The 17,902-nt window shown below is 67.1% G+C and carries 15 protein-coding genes; 4 read left to right on the plus strand and 11 right to left on the minus strand.

What is annotated here, in order from left to right; translation table 11 throughout:
- The first annotated feature begins 83 nt into the window (after positions 1-83).
- The 3 genes from QRN34_RS18485 to QRN34_RS18495 all read left to right on the plus strand — a co-directional run bounded on the left by QRN34_RS18485 (position 84) and on the right by QRN34_RS18495 (position 1,251).
- A complete protein-coding gene (locus tag QRN34_RS18485) occupies positions 84-551 on the plus strand; it encodes an Mpo1-like protein (RefSeq protein WP_285406830.1) in 468 nt (155 codons plus the stop codon).
- Positions 552-564: 13 nt separating this feature from the next.
- Positions 565-978: a hypothetical protein gene (locus QRN34_RS18490; protein WP_036139622.1), complete on the plus strand. Its 414-nt coding sequence runs from the start codon at positions 565-567 to the stop codon at positions 976-978.
- A 90-nt stretch (positions 979-1,068) separates the two neighbouring features.
- Complete coding sequence (locus QRN34_RS18495) at positions 1,069-1,251, plus strand: DUF2061 domain-containing protein (RefSeq protein WP_285406834.1); 183 nt, start codon at positions 1,069-1,071, stop codon at positions 1,249-1,251.
- On the opposite strand, the gene QRN34_RS18500 is transcribed toward QRN34_RS18495, so the two are convergent.
- Entirely contained in the window at positions 1,234-3,360 is a 2,127-nt protein-coding gene (locus QRN34_RS18500) for a beta-agarase (RefSeq protein ID WP_285406836.1), read from the minus strand. The two genes, QRN34_RS18495 and QRN34_RS18500, sit on opposite strands and share 18 nt — an antisense overlap.
- A 63-nt stretch (positions 3,361-3,423) precedes the next feature.
- Positions 3,424-4,743 (minus strand): amino acid permease, encoded by a 1,320-nt coding sequence (locus QRN34_RS18505; RefSeq protein WP_285406839.1) that lies wholly within the window; start codon positions 4,741-4,743, stop codon positions 3,424-3,426.
- A gap of 225 nt (positions 4,744-4,968) precedes the next feature.
- Here QRN34_RS18505 and QRN34_RS18510 point away from each other — a divergent pair, with 225 nt between their 5' ends.
- Positions 4,969-5,457 carry a transposase gene (locus tag QRN34_RS18510; protein WP_285406842.1) on the plus strand — a complete coding sequence of 163 codons (489 nt, stop codon included), beginning with the start codon at positions 4,969-4,971 and terminating at the stop codon, positions 5,455-5,457.
- Between the two features lie 240 nt (positions 5,458-5,697).
- Here the strand turns inward: QRN34_RS18510 and lpdA are convergent, their stop codons facing one another.
- The 9 genes from lpdA to QRN34_RS18555 form a co-directional block, all read right to left on the minus strand.
- Complete coding sequence (lpdA, locus tag QRN34_RS18515) at positions 5,698-7,533, minus strand: dihydrolipoyl dehydrogenase (protein ID WP_285406845.1); 1,836 nt, start codon at positions 7,531-7,533, stop codon at positions 5,698-5,700.
- A gap of 15 nt (positions 7,534-7,548) precedes the next feature.
- The gene (aceF, locus tag QRN34_RS18520; protein ID WP_285406848.1) at positions 7,549-9,309 is read right to left on the minus strand and encodes a dihydrolipoyllysine-residue acetyltransferase; all 1,761 of its coding nucleotides are present in this window, start codon (positions 9,307-9,309) and stop codon (positions 7,549-7,551) included.
- A 253-nt stretch (positions 9,310-9,562) separates the two neighbouring features.
- Positions 9,563-10,477, minus strand: a complete 915-nt coding sequence (locus QRN34_RS18525) for a mechanosensitive ion channel domain-containing protein (protein ID WP_285406851.1) — start codon at positions 10,475-10,477, stop codon at positions 9,563-9,565.
- A gap of 126 nt (positions 10,478-10,603) precedes the next feature.
- Positions 10,604-12,934: a carboxy terminal-processing peptidase gene (locus QRN34_RS18530; RefSeq protein WP_285406853.1), complete on the minus strand. Its 2,331-nt coding sequence runs from the start codon at positions 12,932-12,934 to the stop codon at positions 10,604-10,606.
- Positions 12,935-12,965: 31 nt separating this feature from the next.
- Complete coding sequence (lipA, locus tag QRN34_RS18535; RefSeq protein ID WP_285406856.1) at positions 12,966-13,964, minus strand: lipoyl synthase; 999 nt, start codon at positions 13,962-13,964, stop codon at positions 12,966-12,968.
- 13 nt (positions 13,965-13,977) lie between these two features.
- A complete protein-coding gene (lipB, locus tag QRN34_RS18540; RefSeq protein ID WP_285406858.1) occupies positions 13,978-14,646 on the minus strand; it encodes a lipoyl(octanoyl) transferase LipB in 669 nt (222 codons plus the stop codon).
- Positions 14,647-14,837: 191 nt separating this feature from the next.
- The gene (locus QRN34_RS18545; protein WP_285406860.1) at positions 14,838-15,128 is read right to left on the minus strand and encodes a DUF493 family protein; all 291 of its coding nucleotides are present in this window, start codon (positions 15,126-15,128) and stop codon (positions 14,838-14,840) included.
- 14 nt (positions 15,129-15,142) lie between these two features.
- Positions 15,143-16,360, minus strand: a complete 1,218-nt coding sequence (locus tag QRN34_RS18550; protein WP_285406863.1) for a D-alanyl-D-alanine carboxypeptidase family protein — start codon at positions 16,358-16,360, stop codon at positions 15,143-15,145.
- Positions 16,361-16,396: 36 nt separating this feature from the next.
- A complete protein-coding gene (locus QRN34_RS18555) occupies positions 16,397-17,779 on the minus strand; it encodes a septal ring lytic transglycosylase RlpA family protein (protein ID WP_285406866.1) in 1,383 nt (460 codons plus the stop codon).
- Positions 17,780-17,902 lie beyond the last annotated feature (123 nt).

Below are 17,902 nucleotides of genomic sequence, written 5' to 3' on the forward strand. Positions count from 1 at the left end.
GCGTCCCAGGCTCAACGCTTGCCTTCCACGCCCAGGCCGGAGCGCCATGCCCGGCCTGGGACGCCACGCTTCCGGGGGTTTCCATGCGCGACGCGGCACGCTGGTTCGGCAACTACGGCCGTGACCACCAGAACGAGACCAACCAGCTGATCCACTGGATATGCGTGCCGGCCATTACCTGGTCCGTGGTGGCGTTGTTCTGGCTGCTGCCCGTGCCGGGCTGGCTCGGGCGCCCGGGACTGTGGGCGGTGCTGGCGATGTTCCTGGCCTTCTGTTTCTACTTCTACCGGCTGTCGCGCAAGATCGGCCTCGCCATGGCGGGTGCCTTCATCATCCTGGCCCTGGTGACCGATTCGCTCTACCGCAGCATCGGCAGCAGCGGCCTGTTGTGGTCGGCCATCGTCGTCTTCGTGGTCGCGTGGGTCGGCCAGTTCATCGGTCACCGGATCGAGGGCAAGCGGCCCTCCTTCCTGACCGACCTGCAATACCTGCTTATCGGGCCCGCCTGGCTGATGAGCAAGGCGCTGTCCCGCTTCGGCACACCGTACTGATCTCGGCGCCCACGTGACCCAGACCCTCCTCACCCTGTTGTCGGCCATCATCTGGCTGGTGCTCTACGCCAGCGTCGGCGCGGTCGTGCCGGCCCTGATCGGCTGGTCGGCCCTGCGCTGGCTCGAACGCACCCCGGTGGTGTTCAACCGCACCTATCTCGCCATGCTGGTCTGGCTGCTGATCGCGCTGGGTGTGGGCGGGGCGGTGCTTTTGCTGACACGCCATGGGCAACCGCTGGATGCCTCCCTGCTCGAGTTGGCCTGGGTCCGCGGCTGGCTGGTGCTGGACATGCTGCTCGGCGCATTCCTGATCTGGCGATTGGTCCCACGCGTCGATGCGCGCCGGGTCAAGCCGACCAGCGCATGCATGACCGTGGCCATCCTGATGGTGGTCGGCATCGTGGGATTCATGGCCCTGCATCGATAGTCGCGTGCTATCGAAAACATCAAAACGATCACTTGGACATCACCCGCGGCACCCCCATAATGAGATCCATTCCCATCTGAGGATTTCGTCATGGCCCGCACCATCAAGTACGCCGCGACGCATTTCAGCATCGCGTTTTCCATGAGCTACGCCGTCAACCAGAACCTGGCCGTCAGTGCCCTGGTGGGCGTGGCCGAGCCCATCGCCTTCGCTCTTGGCGGGGACCTGTTCCGGCAGCGCCGGGTCGACCTGCCGCTACCGCGCGCCGCCTGAGCCCCCGCCGACCCGGGCATTGGTGTCGGTAACGGCCCGGGTGAAGTCCTTGAACGGGATATCGGTAATGCCGACCAGCCCGATGTGCGAGTTTTCCCCGTCGAGCACCCGGCCGGTGACCGGCTGGTCGATGTACTGGAACCAGTGCGTGCCCACAATGACACCCGACGCGACGGCGGCGTCCACGAAGCGCGCGTAGGCCTTGCCCCGCTCTTCCTCACTTCCCACGGCCGCCACGCCGTTGCCGAACGGCCCGCGATCGGCCGACCCGAAGTGGAACTCCGTGATCATCACGGGCTTGTCCATCTTGCGAAAGGCCGCCACGTCGAAACCGTGCTCCGGCACATCCGTGTAGGTGTTGATGCTGGTGACGTCGGCGTAGGCGGCGCTGGCCTGCTCCACTTCCGGGGTACGGACGGCAAGCCGGCCACCGAGGAACAGGTGATGCGGATCCGCCTTCTTCAGCGTCTGCGCGACGGTGCGGAAATACTGATCGGCGAACAGGCGCAGGAAGGCGATGTTGTCCGCGGCCACGGCGGGATGTGCTTCGCTCGGGTCCGGCGCCTTGAAGCCCTTGGCGGCTACCTGATCCCAGGTGGTGACGTTCACGCCCCACGCCTTGGCGAAGCTGGCGGCGTCACCGTGAGTTTTTTTCAGGTAGGCGAGGAAGGCTTGCTTGGCCGGGCTTTCCGGCCCCTGGGCGAGCGAGCCCACCGCCAGCGCCCACCGCCCTTGCGGCCCCTGCCCCGCCCAGGCCAGTTCGTTGTCGGCAAAGTAACCGAGCAACCACGGGTCGTCCGTCACGCCCTTGCTCGCGTTGGCGACGGCCGCCTGCGTGGCCTTGAGGAAACGTGGATCGAACGGGTCCGGCATCCGGCCCCAATAATCGTAGCCCGTGCTTACCGTGTTGAAATCGCCCTTGATAAGGATCGGCACCGTGTAGGCGATCCGGTGGTCGGTGGCGAAGGCCGGGTCGCTCCAGTTGCCCAGGGTGTTGAAGCGCCAGCTGCGCAGTCGATCGACACTGCGCTTGCGCCACGCCGAGGCGAAGTCGTTGCCCAGGCTGCGCGACACGTTCTGCGAATAGATGTCCCACCAGCGCCCGTGGTTCATGCCGTTGTCGCGCTGCGAGCCCTGGTCGCTGCGGCTGTCGGCCACACCGCTAAACGTGCCGTGGTCCACGCCCGGATCGAGGAACATGAATTCGCGACCCTGCACGTAGGTGCGGGCATCGGTGAGGTTCACCGCATTCACGCCCAGCGAGAAGAATGCGTGGCCCTCCGGCGTCACCAGCCACCAGCGGTCGCCCTGCTTCTGCGTGTGGAAGAAGCCGGTGACCTTGAGTGCCGGCCGATCGAGGCGGCCACCGAAACGGTCGAGACCCGGCGACGCCGCCGCGGCGTCCTTCGCGCCGGCGGGTAGGGCCGCGCGCTCCTTCAAGGCCGCATCGCTGTCGATCTTCTCCGGCCATGTCGCGCGGGTGTACTGCCCATACCGATCGACGATGCCGGTGTACGCCTTGCGCAGGTCACCATCTCCCGCCACCGTGTCCAACGTGCCGAACAGCAGCGTTTGTGCAGCACCCGGTTGCGGCATGGACAAGGTCACCGAGGTGATGGCGCCGGCATCCACCGCGCCGTCCACGGCGGTGGCCACCAGTCGTTTGTCCTTGCCATCGTCGAACGGCATCGGCGGGCCCACCTGCATGCCGAACGCACGCGGCGAGGTGGCTTTCAGTGTCACCGACAGCGTCTGCGGTGGCCCCGGCGGCAGACCGACCACCGTCTTCAGGTGCTTCTCGCCCGAAGCGATATCGACGATGAGCGTGACCGGCCAGGGCATGCCGTTCTGTAGGCGCAGGCGCAGCGTGCCATCCGGCTGCCATGCCCACGTGCCTTGCGCCGGCGCGATCACCAGCGATGGCGCGGCGGACGGTTTGAACGTCACCGCCACCAGCTCGCCGCCATCGGCCGCCTTGCGTGGCGTGGCATCGAGCGTGGCGTCGCGCGTGGTGACATGCGTGGCGGATGTCGGGTGTACGAGGTCGACCGTGGTCGCCTGGGCGGAGACGGCGGCTGTCAGGAGCAGCAAGGGCAGATAGGTACGCATGCCCCGAATCTGCCACGGAACGTTTGAACGAGGGTTACACGGGGCGACTGTCGAGGCGAGCGCCTACGCGCTTTTCCGCCGCCACAGGTAATACACCGGCACACCGACGGCAATGATGAGCAGGCTCATCCCGGCATCGCCCGGCTCGGTAATCGCGGTGGCGGCAATCACGCACAACACCGTCGTCGTGAACACCAGCGGCAACACCGGATACCCAGGCACGAGGTAGGGCGAGGGCTCATCGCGTAATTTCCTGCGATACCAGAAGATGGTCGCGATGCCGAACGCATGCGACAGCCATTCGCCCACCGTGGTGTAGTTGAGCAGCGCCTTGAAGCTGCCCGACAGGATCAGCACGATCGCCCAGCCGCCCAGTGCCGCCAGTGCGAACTGCGGCGCGCCGGTCTTCGCGTCGATGCGCGCGATCGGACGAAAGAACATGCCGTCCGCGCTCATCACCTGCAGCACGCGTGCGCCGCCGGCGATGGCGATGCTGCAATAACCGAAGGTCGAGCAGGCAATGCCCACGGCGATGATGGTCGCGCCGGATTCGCCGAACACACGACGCATCAGGTCCGCCGCGGGCGCCGTGCTCGCGGCCAGGCCGGCATGTCCCAGGCCGGCCATGTAGGCGATGTTGACCAGCACGTAGCAGACCACGACGGCGAGCATGCCCAGGCCCAGCGCCCGGGGCAGCGTGCGTTGGGGCTCACGCACTTCGCCGGCCAGGTCGTTGAGGTAATGGAACCCGCCGTAGGCGAACAAGGCCGGGAGGATGGCACCGATCACCGTGCTGGCCGGCACGTCGTGTGTGGGATCGGCCACGAACGCCGCGCCCAGGTGCCCGCGCGCCAGGTAGAGGCCCACGACGATCAGCAACGCGACAGCGCCCAGTTTCAGCACGGTGAAGATGTTCTGCACCCATGCGCCGGCACGGATGCCGAACAGGTTCACCGCCACGATGAAGGCGATCGCCCCCACCGCCAGCGGCTTGACCCACTCCTGCGGCAGGCCGGTCGCACGACACGCGTAGTCGGCGAACGTGGTGGCGACGGCGGCGACGCTGCCGGGGTAATTGATCAGCGCCATCGTCCAGCCAAACAGGAACGCCGGTAACTGGCCGAAGGCTTCGCGCAGGTACACGTAGGTGCCGCCCGCCTGTGGCCGACGCGCACCCAGCTCGGCATAGCAGAGCACGCCGGCAAGGGTGAGCAGGCCGCCGAGCGTCCAGAGCAGGATCACTTCCGTACCCGAACTGGTCAGCTGAGCCACGGTGGCCGGCGTGCGGAAGATGCCTGCCCCGATCACGCCGCCGATGACGATCATCGCGGCATCCCAGATGCCGAGGCGACGGAGGTAGTGAGCTGGCTGCGGTGCTGGCATCACCGGACGATGCCACAACCGCTCGCGCGATGCGATGTGCCGTTGTCGATGATCGCGGGGTAGAGCGCCCGATGTGCGCGATGGGGCTTGCCGCGTCGCCGCGTTGTTGGCTTTTAGCGCACATCGTGCGCTCCTACCCCCGGACGTCGGGTTTCGGGCACGGGGCATCTTGCGATGCGGTGGGCGCCGCTGTTTCGACGGTGTCGACGTCGGGACGATGGACGAATGACATCGCACCCTGGCAACAAGGCACTTCGTCGCGGTCGGGTTTCCGAAGCCGGCCGCATCTACCTCGTCACGGCCGTGGCCTGGAATCGTGCACCGATCTTCGGCGACTACCGCATCGCGCGGCGGATAGCCCGCATCGTCCACGCACCGGCCACCTGGCGACACGCCGAATGCCTGGCCTGGGTGCTGATGCCCGATCACTGGCACGGGCTGGTGCAACTCGACGACCATGCCGATGCCGACCTGTCGAAGATGGTCAGGAAGCTGAAGTCACTGGTGACGAAAGCGCTGCGCGATGAAGGGCGCACCTCACCCGTGTGGCAGAGGGCGTTCCATGACCGGGCGTTGCGTGCCGATGAGGATGTCCGCGCGGCGGCGCGCTACATCGTGGCCAATCCGATACGCGCGGGGCTGGTGAGGCGCGTGGGGGATTATCCGTATTGGAATGCGGTTTGGGTGGGGGCGGGTGAGGGGCGGGATGTCTGATGGCGGTCGTGCGTGTCGGATGTTTCTGCACGGACGATCGGGTACGTCGTGCGCTTCTACGCGGCGGTGATCGCGCACATCGTGCGCTCCTACAACGGCTATCGCGCACATCGTGCGCTCCTACACAACGGCCATCGGGTACATCGTGCGCTTCTACACAACGGGTATCGCGCACATCGTGCGCTCCTACAAGGGCGGGTGTAGGAGCGCACGATGTGCGCGATGCGGGTCGCCGAAACGCTATTTCTTCTTCGGGATGTAGAGGTCCGTGATCGTTCCTTCGTACACCTCGGCGGCCATGCCCACGGACTCGCCCAAGGTCGGATGCGGGTGCACGGTGCGGCCGATGTCGCCGGCTTCCGCGCCCATCTCGATGGCCAGGACCAGTTCGGAGATGAGGTCGCCCGCGTGCGGGCCGACGATACCGGCGCCGACGATACGGTGGGTTTCCTCGTCGAAGATGAGCTTGGTGAAGCCTTCGGTGCGGTCGATGCCGATGGCGCGACCGGAGGCTGCCCAGGGGAACTTGCCCACCCCGACCTTCAAGCCCTTCTCCTTCGCCTCGCGTTCGGTCACGCCGACCCAGGCGATTTCCGGATCGGTGTAGGCCACCGACGGGATGACGCGCGCATCGAAGAAACTCTTCTGCCCGGCGGCGGCTTCGGCGGCCACCTTGGCCTCGTGCGTGGCCTTGTGCGCCAGCATGGGCTGGCCGACCAGGTCACCGATGGCGAAGATGTGCGGTACGTTGGTGCGCATCTGGCGATCGACGGGGATGAAACCGCGCTCGCTCACTTCCACGCCAGCCTTGTCGGCCCCGAGCTTGTTGCCGTTGGGCGAACGGCCCACCGACACCAGCACGCGGTCGTACACCGTGGTCTCGGGGATGCTGTCACCCTCGAAGGTAATCTCGATACCTTTCTGCGTGGCCTTGGCCGCGACCACCTTGGTCTTGAGATGGATGCCCTTGTAGCGCTTGGCGATCCGGCCCTGCAGCGGCTTGACCAGGTCGAGGTCGGCGCCCGGCATCAGCTGGTCGGCCAGTTCCACCACCGTGACTTCCGAGCCGAGGCCCGCGTACACCGTGGCCATTTCCAGGCCGATGATGCCACCGCCGACGACCAGCATCTTCTTCGGCACGTCGCGCAGTTCCAGCGCGCCGGTGGAATCGATGACGCGCTCGTCGTCCCACGGGAAGGACGGTAGCTTCACCGGCTGCGAGCCCGCCGCGATGATGGCGTTCTCGAAGCGGATCAGCTTGGTGCCCTCGGCCGTCTGCACTTCCAGCTCGTGGGCGGAGATGAAACTGCCCACGCCGGTGACGGTGCGTACCTTACGGGCCTTGGCCATCTGCGCCAGACCGCCGGTGAGCTTGCCGACTACCTTGTCCTTGAACGAGCGCAGCTTGTCGAGGTCGATCACCGGCTTGCCGAACGCGATGCCGTGCGCCTCGATGGCGGCGGCTTCGTCGATCACGGCAGCCGCGTGCAGCAGCGCCTTCGACGGGATGCAGCCGACGTTGAGGCAAACACCGCCGAGCGACTCGTAGCGCTCCACCAGCACCACATCCAGGCCGATGTCCGCACCACGGAACGCGGCGGTGTAGCCGCCCGGGCCCGAGCCGAGCACGACCAGCTGGCACTCGATGTCGGCCTTGCGACCGGAATCCCCGGCGGCCTTCGCCGTCGACGACGGCGCAGCGGCGGGCGAGGCAGCCGCAGGCGCTGCGGCAGCCTTCGGCGGTGCCGGTGCGGGGGACGGCGTAGCCGGCGGGGGAGCGTCCTTGACTGTCGACTGGCCGACGGCCTTGCCGGCGTCGGACGACACGTCGCTACCGGAGGCCTCGATGAGGGCGATGACGCTGCCGTCGTTGAGCTCGTCGCCGATCTTGACCTTGATCTCGACGATGGTGCCGGCCTGCGAAGCAGGCACGTCCATCGTGGCCTTGTCCGACTCCAGCGTGACCAGGCTCTGGTCCTTGGCGACGGTGTCGCCGACCTTCACCAGGATCTCGATGACCGGCACATCGTGCGAGCCGCCGAGGTCGGGTACTTTCAGTTCGATCGTGTTAGCCATGCGTATCGCCTCCGGTCAGAGCAACAGGCGACGGATATCGCCGAGCTGCTGGGCGAGGTACACGGCGAAGCGTGCGGCCAGGGCACCGTCGATGACGCGATGGTCGTACGACAGCGACAGCGGCAGCATCAGGCGCGGCGCGAATTCCTTGCCGTTCCAGACAGGCTTCATCTGCGCCTTGGACACACCCAGGATCGCCACTTCCGGCGCGTTGACGATCGGCGTGAACGCCGTGCCGCCGATGCCGCCGAGCGAAGAGATGGAGAAGCAGCCACCCTGCATATCGGCCGCGGTGAGCTTCTTGTCGCGTGCCTTCTTCGAGATCTCGCCCAGTTCGGCGGCGAGATCGAGCAGGCCCTTGGTATCCGCATTGCGGATGACCGGCACGACCAGGCCATCGGGCGTATCCACCGCAATGCCCACGTTGTAGTACTTCTTCAGCGTCAGCGTTTCACCGGCCGCATCGAGCGACGCGTTGAACTGCGGGAATTTCTTCAGCGCCGCGACCACCGCCTTGATCTGGAATACCAGCGGCGTGACCTTCAGGTCCTTGTTCTCTTCGCCGAGCTTCTTGCGGAAGGCTTCCAGCTCGGTGATGTCGGCGTCTTCGAACTGCGTGACGTGCGGGATCATGGCCCAGTTGCGCGCGAGGTTCGCCGCCGAGATCTTCGGGATGCGGCCCAACGGCTTTTCTTCCACCTCGCCGAACTTCGAGAAATCCACCTTCGGCCACGGCAGCAGGCTGAGCCCGTTGCCACCACCGGCGGAAGCGCCACCCGCGGACGGCGCAGCGCCCGAGGTCATCACCTGCTTCACGTAGCTGGACACGTCCTCGCGCTGGATGCGGCCACCGCGTCCGCTACCCTTGACCTGGGCGACATCGACGCCGAGCTCGCGGGCGAAGGCACGCACGGCCGGGCTGGCGTACGGGGCGTTGCCCGGCATGATGACGCTGGCATCGAACGACACCGGCGGCGTGCGCGGCGCACCGCCGACCGGCTCCGACTTCGAGGCGCCGGAGGCCGACGACGAAGCGGCTTCGCGCTTCGGTGCCTCGGCGGGCGCCTCGGCGATCCCGGGCTTGTCGGTGGAGGCGGCGGGCTGGGCGTCTGCCGCAGCGGCCTCGGCGGATTCACCGCCCTGCCCTTCGAGCACGGCGATCAGGTCGCCGTCGTTGACCTCGTCGCCAACCTTGACCTTCAGCTCCTTGATGACGCCCGCGGCCGGAGCCGGGATGTCCATCGTGGCCTTGTCGGATTCCAGGGTCATCAGGCTCTGGTCCTTCTCGACCGTGTCGCCCACCTTGACCATCAGCTCGATGATCGGCACCGGCTTGCCGCCGATGTCGGGCACGGTGACGTTGACCGGGCCGGAGGCCTTCGTCGCCGACGGCGCCTTGGCGGCAGCCGGTGACGGGGCGGCGGCAGGCGCCGCGGCGGGCTTGGCGTCGTCGGCCTTCAGGGCCGCCTGGGTAGCCGCCGGTTTGGAGGCGTCGGCCTTCGGCGTTTCGGCCTTGGCCGCCTCGGCCGGGGCGTCGCCGTCGGCTTCGACCAGCGCAATCACGTGGCCTTCGTCCACTTCGTCGCCGACCTTGACCTTCAGCTCCTTGATGACGCCAGCGAACGGCGCCGGCACTTCCATCGTGGCCTTGTCGGATTCGAGCGTCACCAGGCTCTGGTCTTTCTCGACGCGATCGCCGACCTTGACCATGATTTCGATGACGGGGACCGCGCTACCACCAATATCGGGTACGCGGGCTTCTTTGACGTCGGCCATGGAACCTCCAGAAAAACAGGCATCGGCGGGCGGCTAACCCTCCGGCGGGGGAATACGGGCGCCCATGCTGCGGCGCAACCGGAAGATTGTAATCCCTCGCGCGACTTTTCCCACGATTCAAACGATCGTTGGGCCAAAAGCCCCGGGAGCGCCCGATTCACCGGGCGCCGCTACGCTCATGTAGGAGCGGACGATGTCCGCGAACCCGCATGCGAAAACGACCGTGGCGCCTTATCGCGGACATCGTCCGCTCCTACAACGGCGGTGTCGCGTCAGAATGCGGTTTCGTGTTCGACGGCGGTGTGGCGTTCGACGGCGGTGTGGCGGTCATCTGCTCGATCGCGGGGGCGCCCACCACGCGGATCTCGCTCTGCGGGTAGGGAATGGTGATGCCTTCCTCGTCGAAGCGCTCCTTGATCCGGCGCAGCAGGTTGGTCTGCGCGCCCTGCATGTCGGCCACGGTGGTCCAGGCACGGATGACCAGGTTGACGCTGGAATCGCCCAGGGCGTCGGTCCAGACGCCGGGCGCCGGGTCCTTGAGGATGCGCGGGTCGGCCTCGAACAGGTCGGTGATGACCTTCATAGCCTTGCCGATATCGTCGCCGTAGCCGATGCCCACCTTGAACTCGAACCGGCGGGTGCCGCGCACGTTGTAGTTGATGATCGCGTCGCCGCCCACCTTGGCGTTGGGCACCACCGCCTCGCGATTGTCCGGGGTGATCAGGAACGTGTGCATCAGGTTGACGCTCTGCACCGTGCCGTCGATACCGCCCACGGTGACGTAGTCACCCACGCGGAACGGGCGGAACAGGATCAGCAGCACGCCCCAGGCCAGGTTGGACAGCGAGCTGGTGAGCGCCAGGCCCACGGCCAGGCCGGCGGCACCGATGGCCGCGATGAACGAGGCGGTGGGGATGCCGATGGTGCCGAGCACCTGGATGAACAGCAGCGCCAGCAGCACGCCGTAGATGGCGTTGCGCAGGAACAGCGCCAGGGTGACGTCGACCCGCGCCCGCTCCAGCGCGCGCCGGCCCAGGTTGGCGAGCCGCGCAGCGATCCAGAAGCCGATCACCAGCAGCACGATGGCCAGGCCGATGCGGATGGAGTACGTGAGGATCAGCGCACGCATGGCGGCGTCTACGCCGACACGGTCGAGAAAATCGTTCATGGGCCTGCCTTCGGGCGTTGGAAAAATGCGCGTCGAGGCTAGCAGCGGACGGGTGAAGAGGTGGTTTTGGCGCATAAAAAAAACCCGCGCCCTGGACGGGCGCGGGTCATGCGGCAGCCCTCACCCTCAGGGCGTGGGCGTACCCGCGGCCGGCGCCACGGCCTTGTGCGGCACCTGCGCGGTCTGCGGGGCGTCGATCTTGCGACCGCCGTACGGCAGTACCTCGGCGGCGACCTTCGGATCCGCCTTGATCATCGCCACTTCGTCGCTGACGATGTGGGCGGCCTCGTCCAGCGGCGTGTCCTTGGCCTTCTTCGCGTCGGCTTCCTGCTTGATCTCGGACTTCAGGCTGCGCTCGTTGGCGTTGAGGCCGTCGTCGCCCGTGCTGTCGTCAGACGCGTCCGACGCACTGCCGTCGCCACCGAAGATGGCCTTCCGGCGGTTACGGAAATCCGTCTGCATCGCTTCGTACTGCTTGCGCTCGGCCTGGCGGGCCGCGAAGTTGAGCGAGATGTCGGTCTTGTCGCGCAGCTTCTTGTACTGGGCCATCTCATCCAGCATCAGCTTCCACGCCGGCGAGGTGGCCACGCGGGCGTCGTGCTTCTGGTTGAGCGGACCGAAGATGGGCTTCAGGTCGGCGACCGGCTTGTAGTCGGCCGGGTCGATATGACGCCACGGCAGCGCGTTGTCGTAGGTGGACTCGCCGAATTCCTTCGCGTCGCCGTTCTGCGGGAACTGCACGTCCGGGGTGACGCCGCGCAGCTGCGTGCTGTCGCCGTTGATGCGGATGAACTCCGCGATCGTCATCTTCAACTCGCCGTACTTGGCGTCCTCGCCCGTCTGCGCCTTGCCGAAGCGGTCGAGATCGACCAGGTTCTGCACGGTGCCCTTGCCGAAGGTGGGCTCGCCGATGATGATGCCGCGGCCGTAATCCTGGATGGCGGCGGCGAAGATCTCCGACGCCGAGGCCGAGCCGCGATTGACCATGACGGCCATCGGGCCGTCCCAGGCCATGCCCGGGGCGTCGTCGCCCTGTGCGTCGATCTGGCCGCGCGCATCGCGCACCTGCACCACGGGACCGGTGTCGATGAACAGGCCGGTGAGCTCCGTGGCTTCCGACAGCGAGCCGCCGCCGTTGTTGCGCAGGTCCATGATGACGCCGTCGACCTTCTGCGCCTTCAGCTCGGTGAGCAGCTTGGAGACGTCGCGGGTGGCGCTCTTGAAGTTGGTGTCGCCGTTACGGCGTGCGCCGAAATCCTGGTAGAACGTGGGCAGGTCGATCACACCGATCTTGCGGGTGACGTCGCCGTCCTTGACCTCGATGACCTTGGACTTGGCGGCCTGCTCTTCCATCGTCACCTTCTTGCGAACCAGGGTGACGATGTCGTGCTTGCCGTCCACGCCGGCATCGGCGGGCAGTACCTCGATGCGGACCGTGGTGTCCTTCTTGCCGCGGATCAGCTTGACCACGTCGTCCTGGCGCCAGCCGACCACGTCGACCATCGGGCCGGTCTCGCCCTGGCCGATGGCCACGATGCGATCGCCCGCCTTCATCTTGCCGGATTTGAACGCGGGGCCGCCGGGCACCAGTTCGCGGATGGTGGTGTAGTCGTCGCGCGCCTGCAGCACGGCGCCGATGCCCTCGAGCGACAGGCGCATGGCGATGTCGAAGGCATCCGCGGCGCGGGGGCCGAGGTAATCGGTGTGCGGATCGGTGGAGTTGGCGTAGGCCGTCATGAAGGCCTGGGTGGCGTCTTCATTGTCCAGCTGGCGCACGCGCGAGATGTACGTGGCGTAGCGCTTGTCCAGCGTCTTGCGGATGTCGTCGTCGGTCTTGCCGGCCAGCTTCAGGCGCAGCCAGTCATTCATGGTGCGCTTGCGCCACACGTCGTCCAGCTCGGCCTGGTTCTTCGGGGCGGCGGCCTTCTTGCGGTCGAAGTTGAAGCTTTCGTTGCCGCTGAAGTCGAAACCCTTGGCCAGCAGGCCGCGCGCATAGTTCATGCGATCCACGGCGCGGGTGATGTACAGGTTGAACACCGAGAACGGGGCGGTCAGGTCCTGGTTCCAGATCGCGTCGTCGAGCTGGGTTTTCATCGGCTCGAACTTGGCCAGGTCTTCCTGGGTGAAGAAGACCTTCTCGCTGTCCAGCGACTCGATGTAGGCCTTGTAGATCTTGGCCGACATGGCGTCGTCCAGGGGCTGGGCCTGGTAATGGAAGCGCGTGAGGAACCGCGCGGACAGCTGCGATGCCTGGGCTTCGGCCGGGGTGGGCTTCAGCGGCAGGGTGGATTCCTTGCGCTGCGGCTCGGGCGAGGTCGCGGCTTCCGAGGCATCCTTCGGCTGGGGAGCGGCCGATTTGGTCGCGGGCGCGGTGTCCGGCTGCGGTTTGGCGTTCTGGGCGTGGATACCTGCCGTCGAAAGGGCGAGCAGGAGGGCGAACGCGGGACGAAGGATCATGTAATCGCAGCCTCGGAGTGCGTTGAAACGTTTATTCGACGACACCCGCGGCGTGAGCCATGAGGTCGGCATGGTAGGAGGATCGCACTAACGGGCCCGAAGCGACATGGCCGAAACCCATCGCCTCACCCGCCACGCGCAGTGCATCGAACTCGTCCGGCGTCCAGTAACGGACCACCGGGTGGTGATGCGCCGTCGGCTGCAGGTACTGGCCGATGGTGATCATGTCGACGTCATGGTTGCGTAGATCGCGCATGGTCTCCAGCACCTGGTCCATCGTCTCGCCCAGGCCCAGCATGATGCCGGACTTGGTCGGGACCTCCGGGTGCTGCGCCTTGAACCGCTTGAGCAGGTCCAGTGACCACTGGTAGTCGGCGCCGGGCCGGACCTCGCGGTAGAGGTGGGGCACCGTCTCCAGGTTGTGGTTGAAGACATCCGGCGGGAAATCCTTCATGACCTCCAGCGCGCGCTCCATCCGGCCCTTGCCGCGGAAATCCGGGGTGAGGATCTCGATGCGGATGTTGGGGCTGGCGTGGCGCACGGCACGGATGCAGGAGGCGAAGTGCTCGGCACCGCCGTCGCGAAGGTCGTCGCGGTCCACCGAGGTGATCACCACGTACTTCAGCCGCATGTCGCGGATGGTCTCGGCCAGGCGGGCGGGCTCCAGCGGATCAGGCGGCTGCGGGCGGCCGTGGGCCACGTCGCAGAACGAACAGCGCCGCGTGCAGACCTCGCCCAGGATCATGAAGGTGGCCGTGCCCTTGGAGAAGCACTCGTGGATGTTCGGGCAGGAGGCTTCCTCGCACACCGTGACCAGCGAGTTCTCGCGCAGGCGTGCCTTCAGTTCCTGCACGGCGTTGCCCTGCGGCAGGCGGACGCGAATCCAGCCCGGCTTGCGCAGCGTGGGCACGTTCGTGTCGAAGCCCGCGCGGTTGAGCGCGATCTTGTCGTTGCCGAGCATCTTTTCGCCGGGTTTGTCGACGACGGCGATGGGGATGCTGCGTGGGGAGAGGGAAGAGGTTTGGCTCATGACGGCTACGTCCTCAGACCGCGACGCGGGCGGGGAGTTCGGGAAGGGTAGGATCGGCGGCGACGGCGGAGAAGCCGAACTGCTTACAGAATTCCTGCACCAGGACGTCTTCCACGTCCACCAACCGCGACGGACCGCCCAAGTCTAACACCTGGGTGACTTCCAAACCCTTGTACCCGCAGGGATTGATGCGGTGGTAGGGGGCAAGATCCATGTCGACGTTGAAGGCCAGGCCATGGAAGCTGCACCCGCGCCGGATGCGCAGGCCCAGCGCGGCGACCTTGGCCCCGGCGACATAGACCCCGGGGGCGCCCTCCTGCCGTTCCGCCCCGATGTTCCACTCGCCCAGGGTATCGATGATGGCCTGCTCGATGCGGCAGACCAGCTCGCGGACGCCCACGCCCACCCGCCGCAGGTCGATCATGGGGTAGGCCACGATCTGGCCCGGGCCGTGGTAGGTGACCTGGCCGCCGCGATCCACGCGCACCACCGGGATATCCCCCGCGGCCAGCACGTGCTCTTCCTTGCCGGCCTGGCCCAGCGTGAACACGGGATCGTGCTCCAGCAGCCACAGCTCGTCGACCGTGTCGTCCGTGCGGTTGTCCGTGAAGGCGCTCATGGCCTTCCAGGTGGATTCGTAGGGAACACGCCCCAGCCGGCGGACGTTGAGGGGGAAGGTCATGGGAGGGGACGGTTCGTAAGGACTATCGGAAAGTTGTGGGCCCCGGGCCGGCGAATCAAGGACCCGCCCGGCACCCGTGTAGGAGCGCACGATGTGCGCGAAAGGGCGCGTTGCCGCGTCCCCGCCTTGTTGGCTTTTCGCGCACATCGTGCGCTCCTACCCGCGGCAAGCCCCAGCCCCGCGCAGACGGGTCACATCGTGAAACGGATGTTCTCGTCCGCGCGGAGGGTGCTGTGGGCCTCGAGGTATTTCTCGCGGCTGGGGGCGACGAAGCTCACCGTGACCGACTGGTAGTTGCCGGCGGGGGTGAGCTTGGTGGACAGGGTCTCGTGGAGCACTTCCAGGCCGATGCCGTGCAGCAACGCCGGGATGTGCTTGTCGAGGCCGGCGGCGGCGTTGCCGATCGCCGTGATCTCGAACTCGCCCGGGAACTGGAAGCCCTTGCCGTCCTTCTGTGCGTCGCTGAAGTCGATCTCGCGCATGGCCGGATGCCCTCTTACTTCTTGTCGCCGTCGCTGTGGAACCACAGCATGATGGTGTCCCACAGGCGGGAGAAGAAGCCGCCTTCGGGCGCGTCGTTCAGTGCCACCAGGGGCGCCGTGAGCACCGGCTGGCCATCGAGCGTCACGCGCAGCGTGCCGACCTGCTGGCCCTTCTTGAACGGGGCGATCAGCGTGGTGGGAATGTCGAGGTTGGCCTTGAGCTTGTCGTAGTCGCCGCGCTTTACGGAGACCAGCGCGTCTTCCGTGAGGCCCAGCGGCACGGTGTTCTCGGCACCCTTCCACAGCTTGGGCGTGGCCAGCGGCTTGTTGGCCTCGTAGAGCTTGTGGCTTTCGTAGAAGCGGAAGCCGTAGTTGAGCAGCGCCAGCGCGGCGTCCGCGCGACCCTTCTCGCTGCTGGCGCCCATGATGATGGCGATCATGCGGGCGTCGCCCTGCTTGGCGGACGCGGCCAGGCAATAGCCGGCAGCGGCGGTATGGCCGGTCTTGATGCCGTCCACCGTGTTGTCGCGCCACAGCAGCAGGTTGCGGTTGTGCTGCTTGATGCCGTTCCACTCGAACTCCTTCACGGCCGAGATCGCGTAGTCCTCGGGGAAGTCGTGGATCAGGGCGCGGGAGAGGATCGCGATGTCGTGCGCGGTCGTGTAGTGATTGGCCACCGGGTAGCCGGAGGCGTTCTGGAACTGCGAATGCGTCATGCCGATCTGCTTGGCATAGGCGTTCATCAGGTTGGCGAACGCCGGCTCGGAGCCCGCGGTGTGCTCGGCCAGTGCGATGGCGGCATCGTTGCCCGACTGGATGATCATGCCGAAGAGCAGGTCTTTCAGCGGCACCTGGCTGTTGAGCTTGAGGAAGCTGGTGGAGCCGTCGGTGCTGGCACCGCCGCCACGCCAGGCGTTCTCGCTGATGGTGACCGGATCGGTCATGTGGATCTTGCCGTTACCGAGTTCGGCCGACACCACGTAGTCCGTCATGATCTTGGTGATGGACGCCGGCTCGAGCTGCACGTCCATGTCCTTGGACGCGATGATCTGCCCCGTGTTGTAGTCCATGAGCACCCAGCTCTTGCCCTCGACTTCCGGCGGCGGCGGCACCGGCGCCTCGGGCACCGCCGGGCGGGGCACGACGGTCGGACGGGGGGGCTGCTGCGCAGCGACGCCCGCGACGAGCGCGGCGGCGGCGAAGGCAAGGAGGGAGCGGGGCAGGAGCTTCATCGTTTCAACGGTCCAGTGAAATGCAAAAAAAGAAGGTCAGTCTACCGCGACCGACGGACGGGGCAGACCCATGCCGGCGATCTGGTCGGTCACGCGATCGGCGGTGTCGACGTCGGCCAGCGGCCCGACGCGAACGCGGCGCACACTGCGGCCGCCCACGGCGGTCTCGATGACACTGACCGGCCCGAGGCCGGCCTTGTTCAACTGCTCGGCCACCCGGTTGGCGTTGGCCGCGTCGGAAAACGCGCCGACCTGGAGGTAGATGGTGGGTTTGCCGGGAATGGCGGCCGTGATCGGCCCCTGGGCGGCGCCTGCGGACACGCCGGTGGCACCTGCGGCGGCACTGCCGGCAGGCGCGTTCCACGGCACGGTGCCGGAGGGCCGGCTGGCCGTGCCACGGGACGCCGACGGGCCCGCCGCGGCAGCGCCCGTCGTGGCCACGCCTGTACCCCTGGTGGCACCCGTGCCGGTACCGGCGCCCGCCAATGGCGGCAGCGCTTCCGCTGGCGAGATGCCGGTCATGCCTGGCACGTGGTTCTCGTCGTCGTTGCCGGTGGACGCCGCGCCGGTCGCCGGCGTGGCGCCGCTGACCGGCCGGGCGCTGCCCACTGCGGCGCTCCCGACCACGGCGCCACCCACGGGCGCGCTCCCCACGGGCGCGGCAATCGCCGAGGACGGCGGCCGGGTCACGGCGCGCTCTGGCGTCGGCGCGGTGCGCGCGCCCACCGGCACGGCCGCGACGAACCGCCCCGCAGGCGGCGGTGGCGCGGTGATCGGCGCGGGCTTGGGCGCCGTGTTGACGTACGGCGCCCCGCGATCGCTGTTGGCCTCCGTCGGGTCGATGGCGCGGACCTCGACCAGGCCGGTGCCCTTGGGCCACACGCCGATCTTGACGGCGGCGGCGAAGGAAAGATCGATGATGCGGTTCTCGTGGAACGGGCCGCGATCGTTGATGCGCACGATCACGCTCTTGCCGTTCTCGAGGTTGGTGACCCGCGCATAGCTGGGCAGCGGCAGCGTCTTGTGCGCGCCCGAGAACTGGTACATGTCGTATTCCTCCAGGCTGGAGGTCTTGTAGCCGTGGAACTTGTTGCCGTAGAACGAGGCGATACCGCGCTCCACGTAACCGCGCGGGGTCGGCAGCACGTTGTAGGTCTGGCCCAGCACGGAATAAGGGGTCTTGTTGCCGTAGATCGACCGCGGCTCCACCTTCGGCACCGGCTCGGGCAGCTTGCTGACGTCCGGGATCTCGGTGGGCACGCTGTCGGCACGCGAGCGATACCGCGACCCCTGCGACTTGCGGATATCGTCGTAACCACCCCGCGACGACGAAGACGACGACGAGCCCCCGCCGCTGCTACCCCGCGACGCCGGCCGCGTGTTCTTCCCCCCGCCACACGCCGACAACAGCACCGCCATAAACACCACCAAGCAGAACCGCCACCCGGTAGGAGCCCACGATGTGGGCGATCCCAAGGCCACGAGCGACCCCAAAGCCACAGGCGATCCCCAACCGGTAGGCGATCCCAACGACGGCACCCC

The organism is Luteibacter sp. ME-Dv--P-043b, assembly GCF_030209605.1.
In the GTDB taxonomy this organism is placed as follows: Bacteria; Pseudomonadota; Gammaproteobacteria; order Xanthomonadales; family Rhodanobacteraceae; genus Luteibacter.

What these genes read in the sequence shown, in the direction of transcription:
- lipB (WP_285406858.1), bottom strand. Translation starts at nt 14,646, where the DNA reads ATGACCTTCCCCCTCAACGTCCGCCGGCTGGGGCGTGTTCCCTACGAA.
- QRN34_RS18485 (WP_285406830.1), top strand. Translation starts at nt 84, where the DNA reads ATGCGCGACGCGGCACGCTGGTTCGGCAACTACGGCCGTGACCACCAG.
- lipA (WP_285406856.1), bottom strand. Translation starts at nt 13,964, where the DNA reads ATGAGCCAAACCTCTTCCCTCTCCCCACGCAGCATCCCCATCGCCGTC.
- QRN34_RS18525 (WP_285406851.1), bottom strand. Translation starts at nt 10,477, where the DNA reads ATGAACGATTTTCTCGACCGTGTCGGCGTAGACGCCGCCATGCGTGCG.
- QRN34_RS18495 (WP_285406834.1), top strand. Translation starts at nt 1,069, where the DNA reads ATGGCCCGCACCATCAAGTACGCCGCGACGCATTTCAGCATCGCGTTT.
- QRN34_RS18555 (WP_285406866.1), bottom strand. Translation starts at nt 17,779, where the DNA reads ATGGCGGTGCTGTTGTCGGCGTGTGGCGGGGGGAAGAACACGCGGCCG.
- lpdA (WP_285406845.1), bottom strand. Translation starts at nt 7,533, where the DNA reads ATGGCTAACACGATCGAACTGAAAGTACCCGACCTCGGCGGCTCGCAC.
- QRN34_RS18500 (WP_285406836.1), bottom strand. Translation starts at nt 3,360, where the DNA reads ATGCGTACCTATCTGCCCTTGCTGCTCCTGACAGCCGCCGTCTCCGCC.
- QRN34_RS18545 (WP_285406860.1), bottom strand. Translation starts at nt 15,128, where the DNA reads ATGCGCGAGATCGACTTCAGCGACGCACAGAAGGACGGCAAGGGCTTC.
- QRN34_RS18505 (WP_285406839.1), bottom strand. Translation starts at nt 4,743, where the DNA reads ATGCCAGCACCGCAGCCAGCTCACTACCTCCGTCGCCTCGGCATCTGG.
- aceF (WP_285406848.1), bottom strand. Translation starts at nt 9,309, where the DNA reads ATGGCCGACGTCAAAGAAGCCCGCGTACCCGATATTGGTGGTAGCGCG.
- QRN34_RS18510 (WP_285406842.1), top strand. Translation starts at nt 4,969, where the DNA reads ATGACATCGCACCCTGGCAACAAGGCACTTCGTCGCGGTCGGGTTTCC.
- QRN34_RS18530 (WP_285406853.1), bottom strand. Translation starts at nt 12,934, where the DNA reads ATGATCCTTCGTCCCGCGTTCGCCCTCCTGCTCGCCCTTTCGACGGCA.
- QRN34_RS18550 (WP_285406863.1), bottom strand. Translation starts at nt 16,360, where the DNA reads ATGAAGCTCCTGCCCCGCTCCCTCCTTGCCTTCGCCGCCGCCGCGCTC.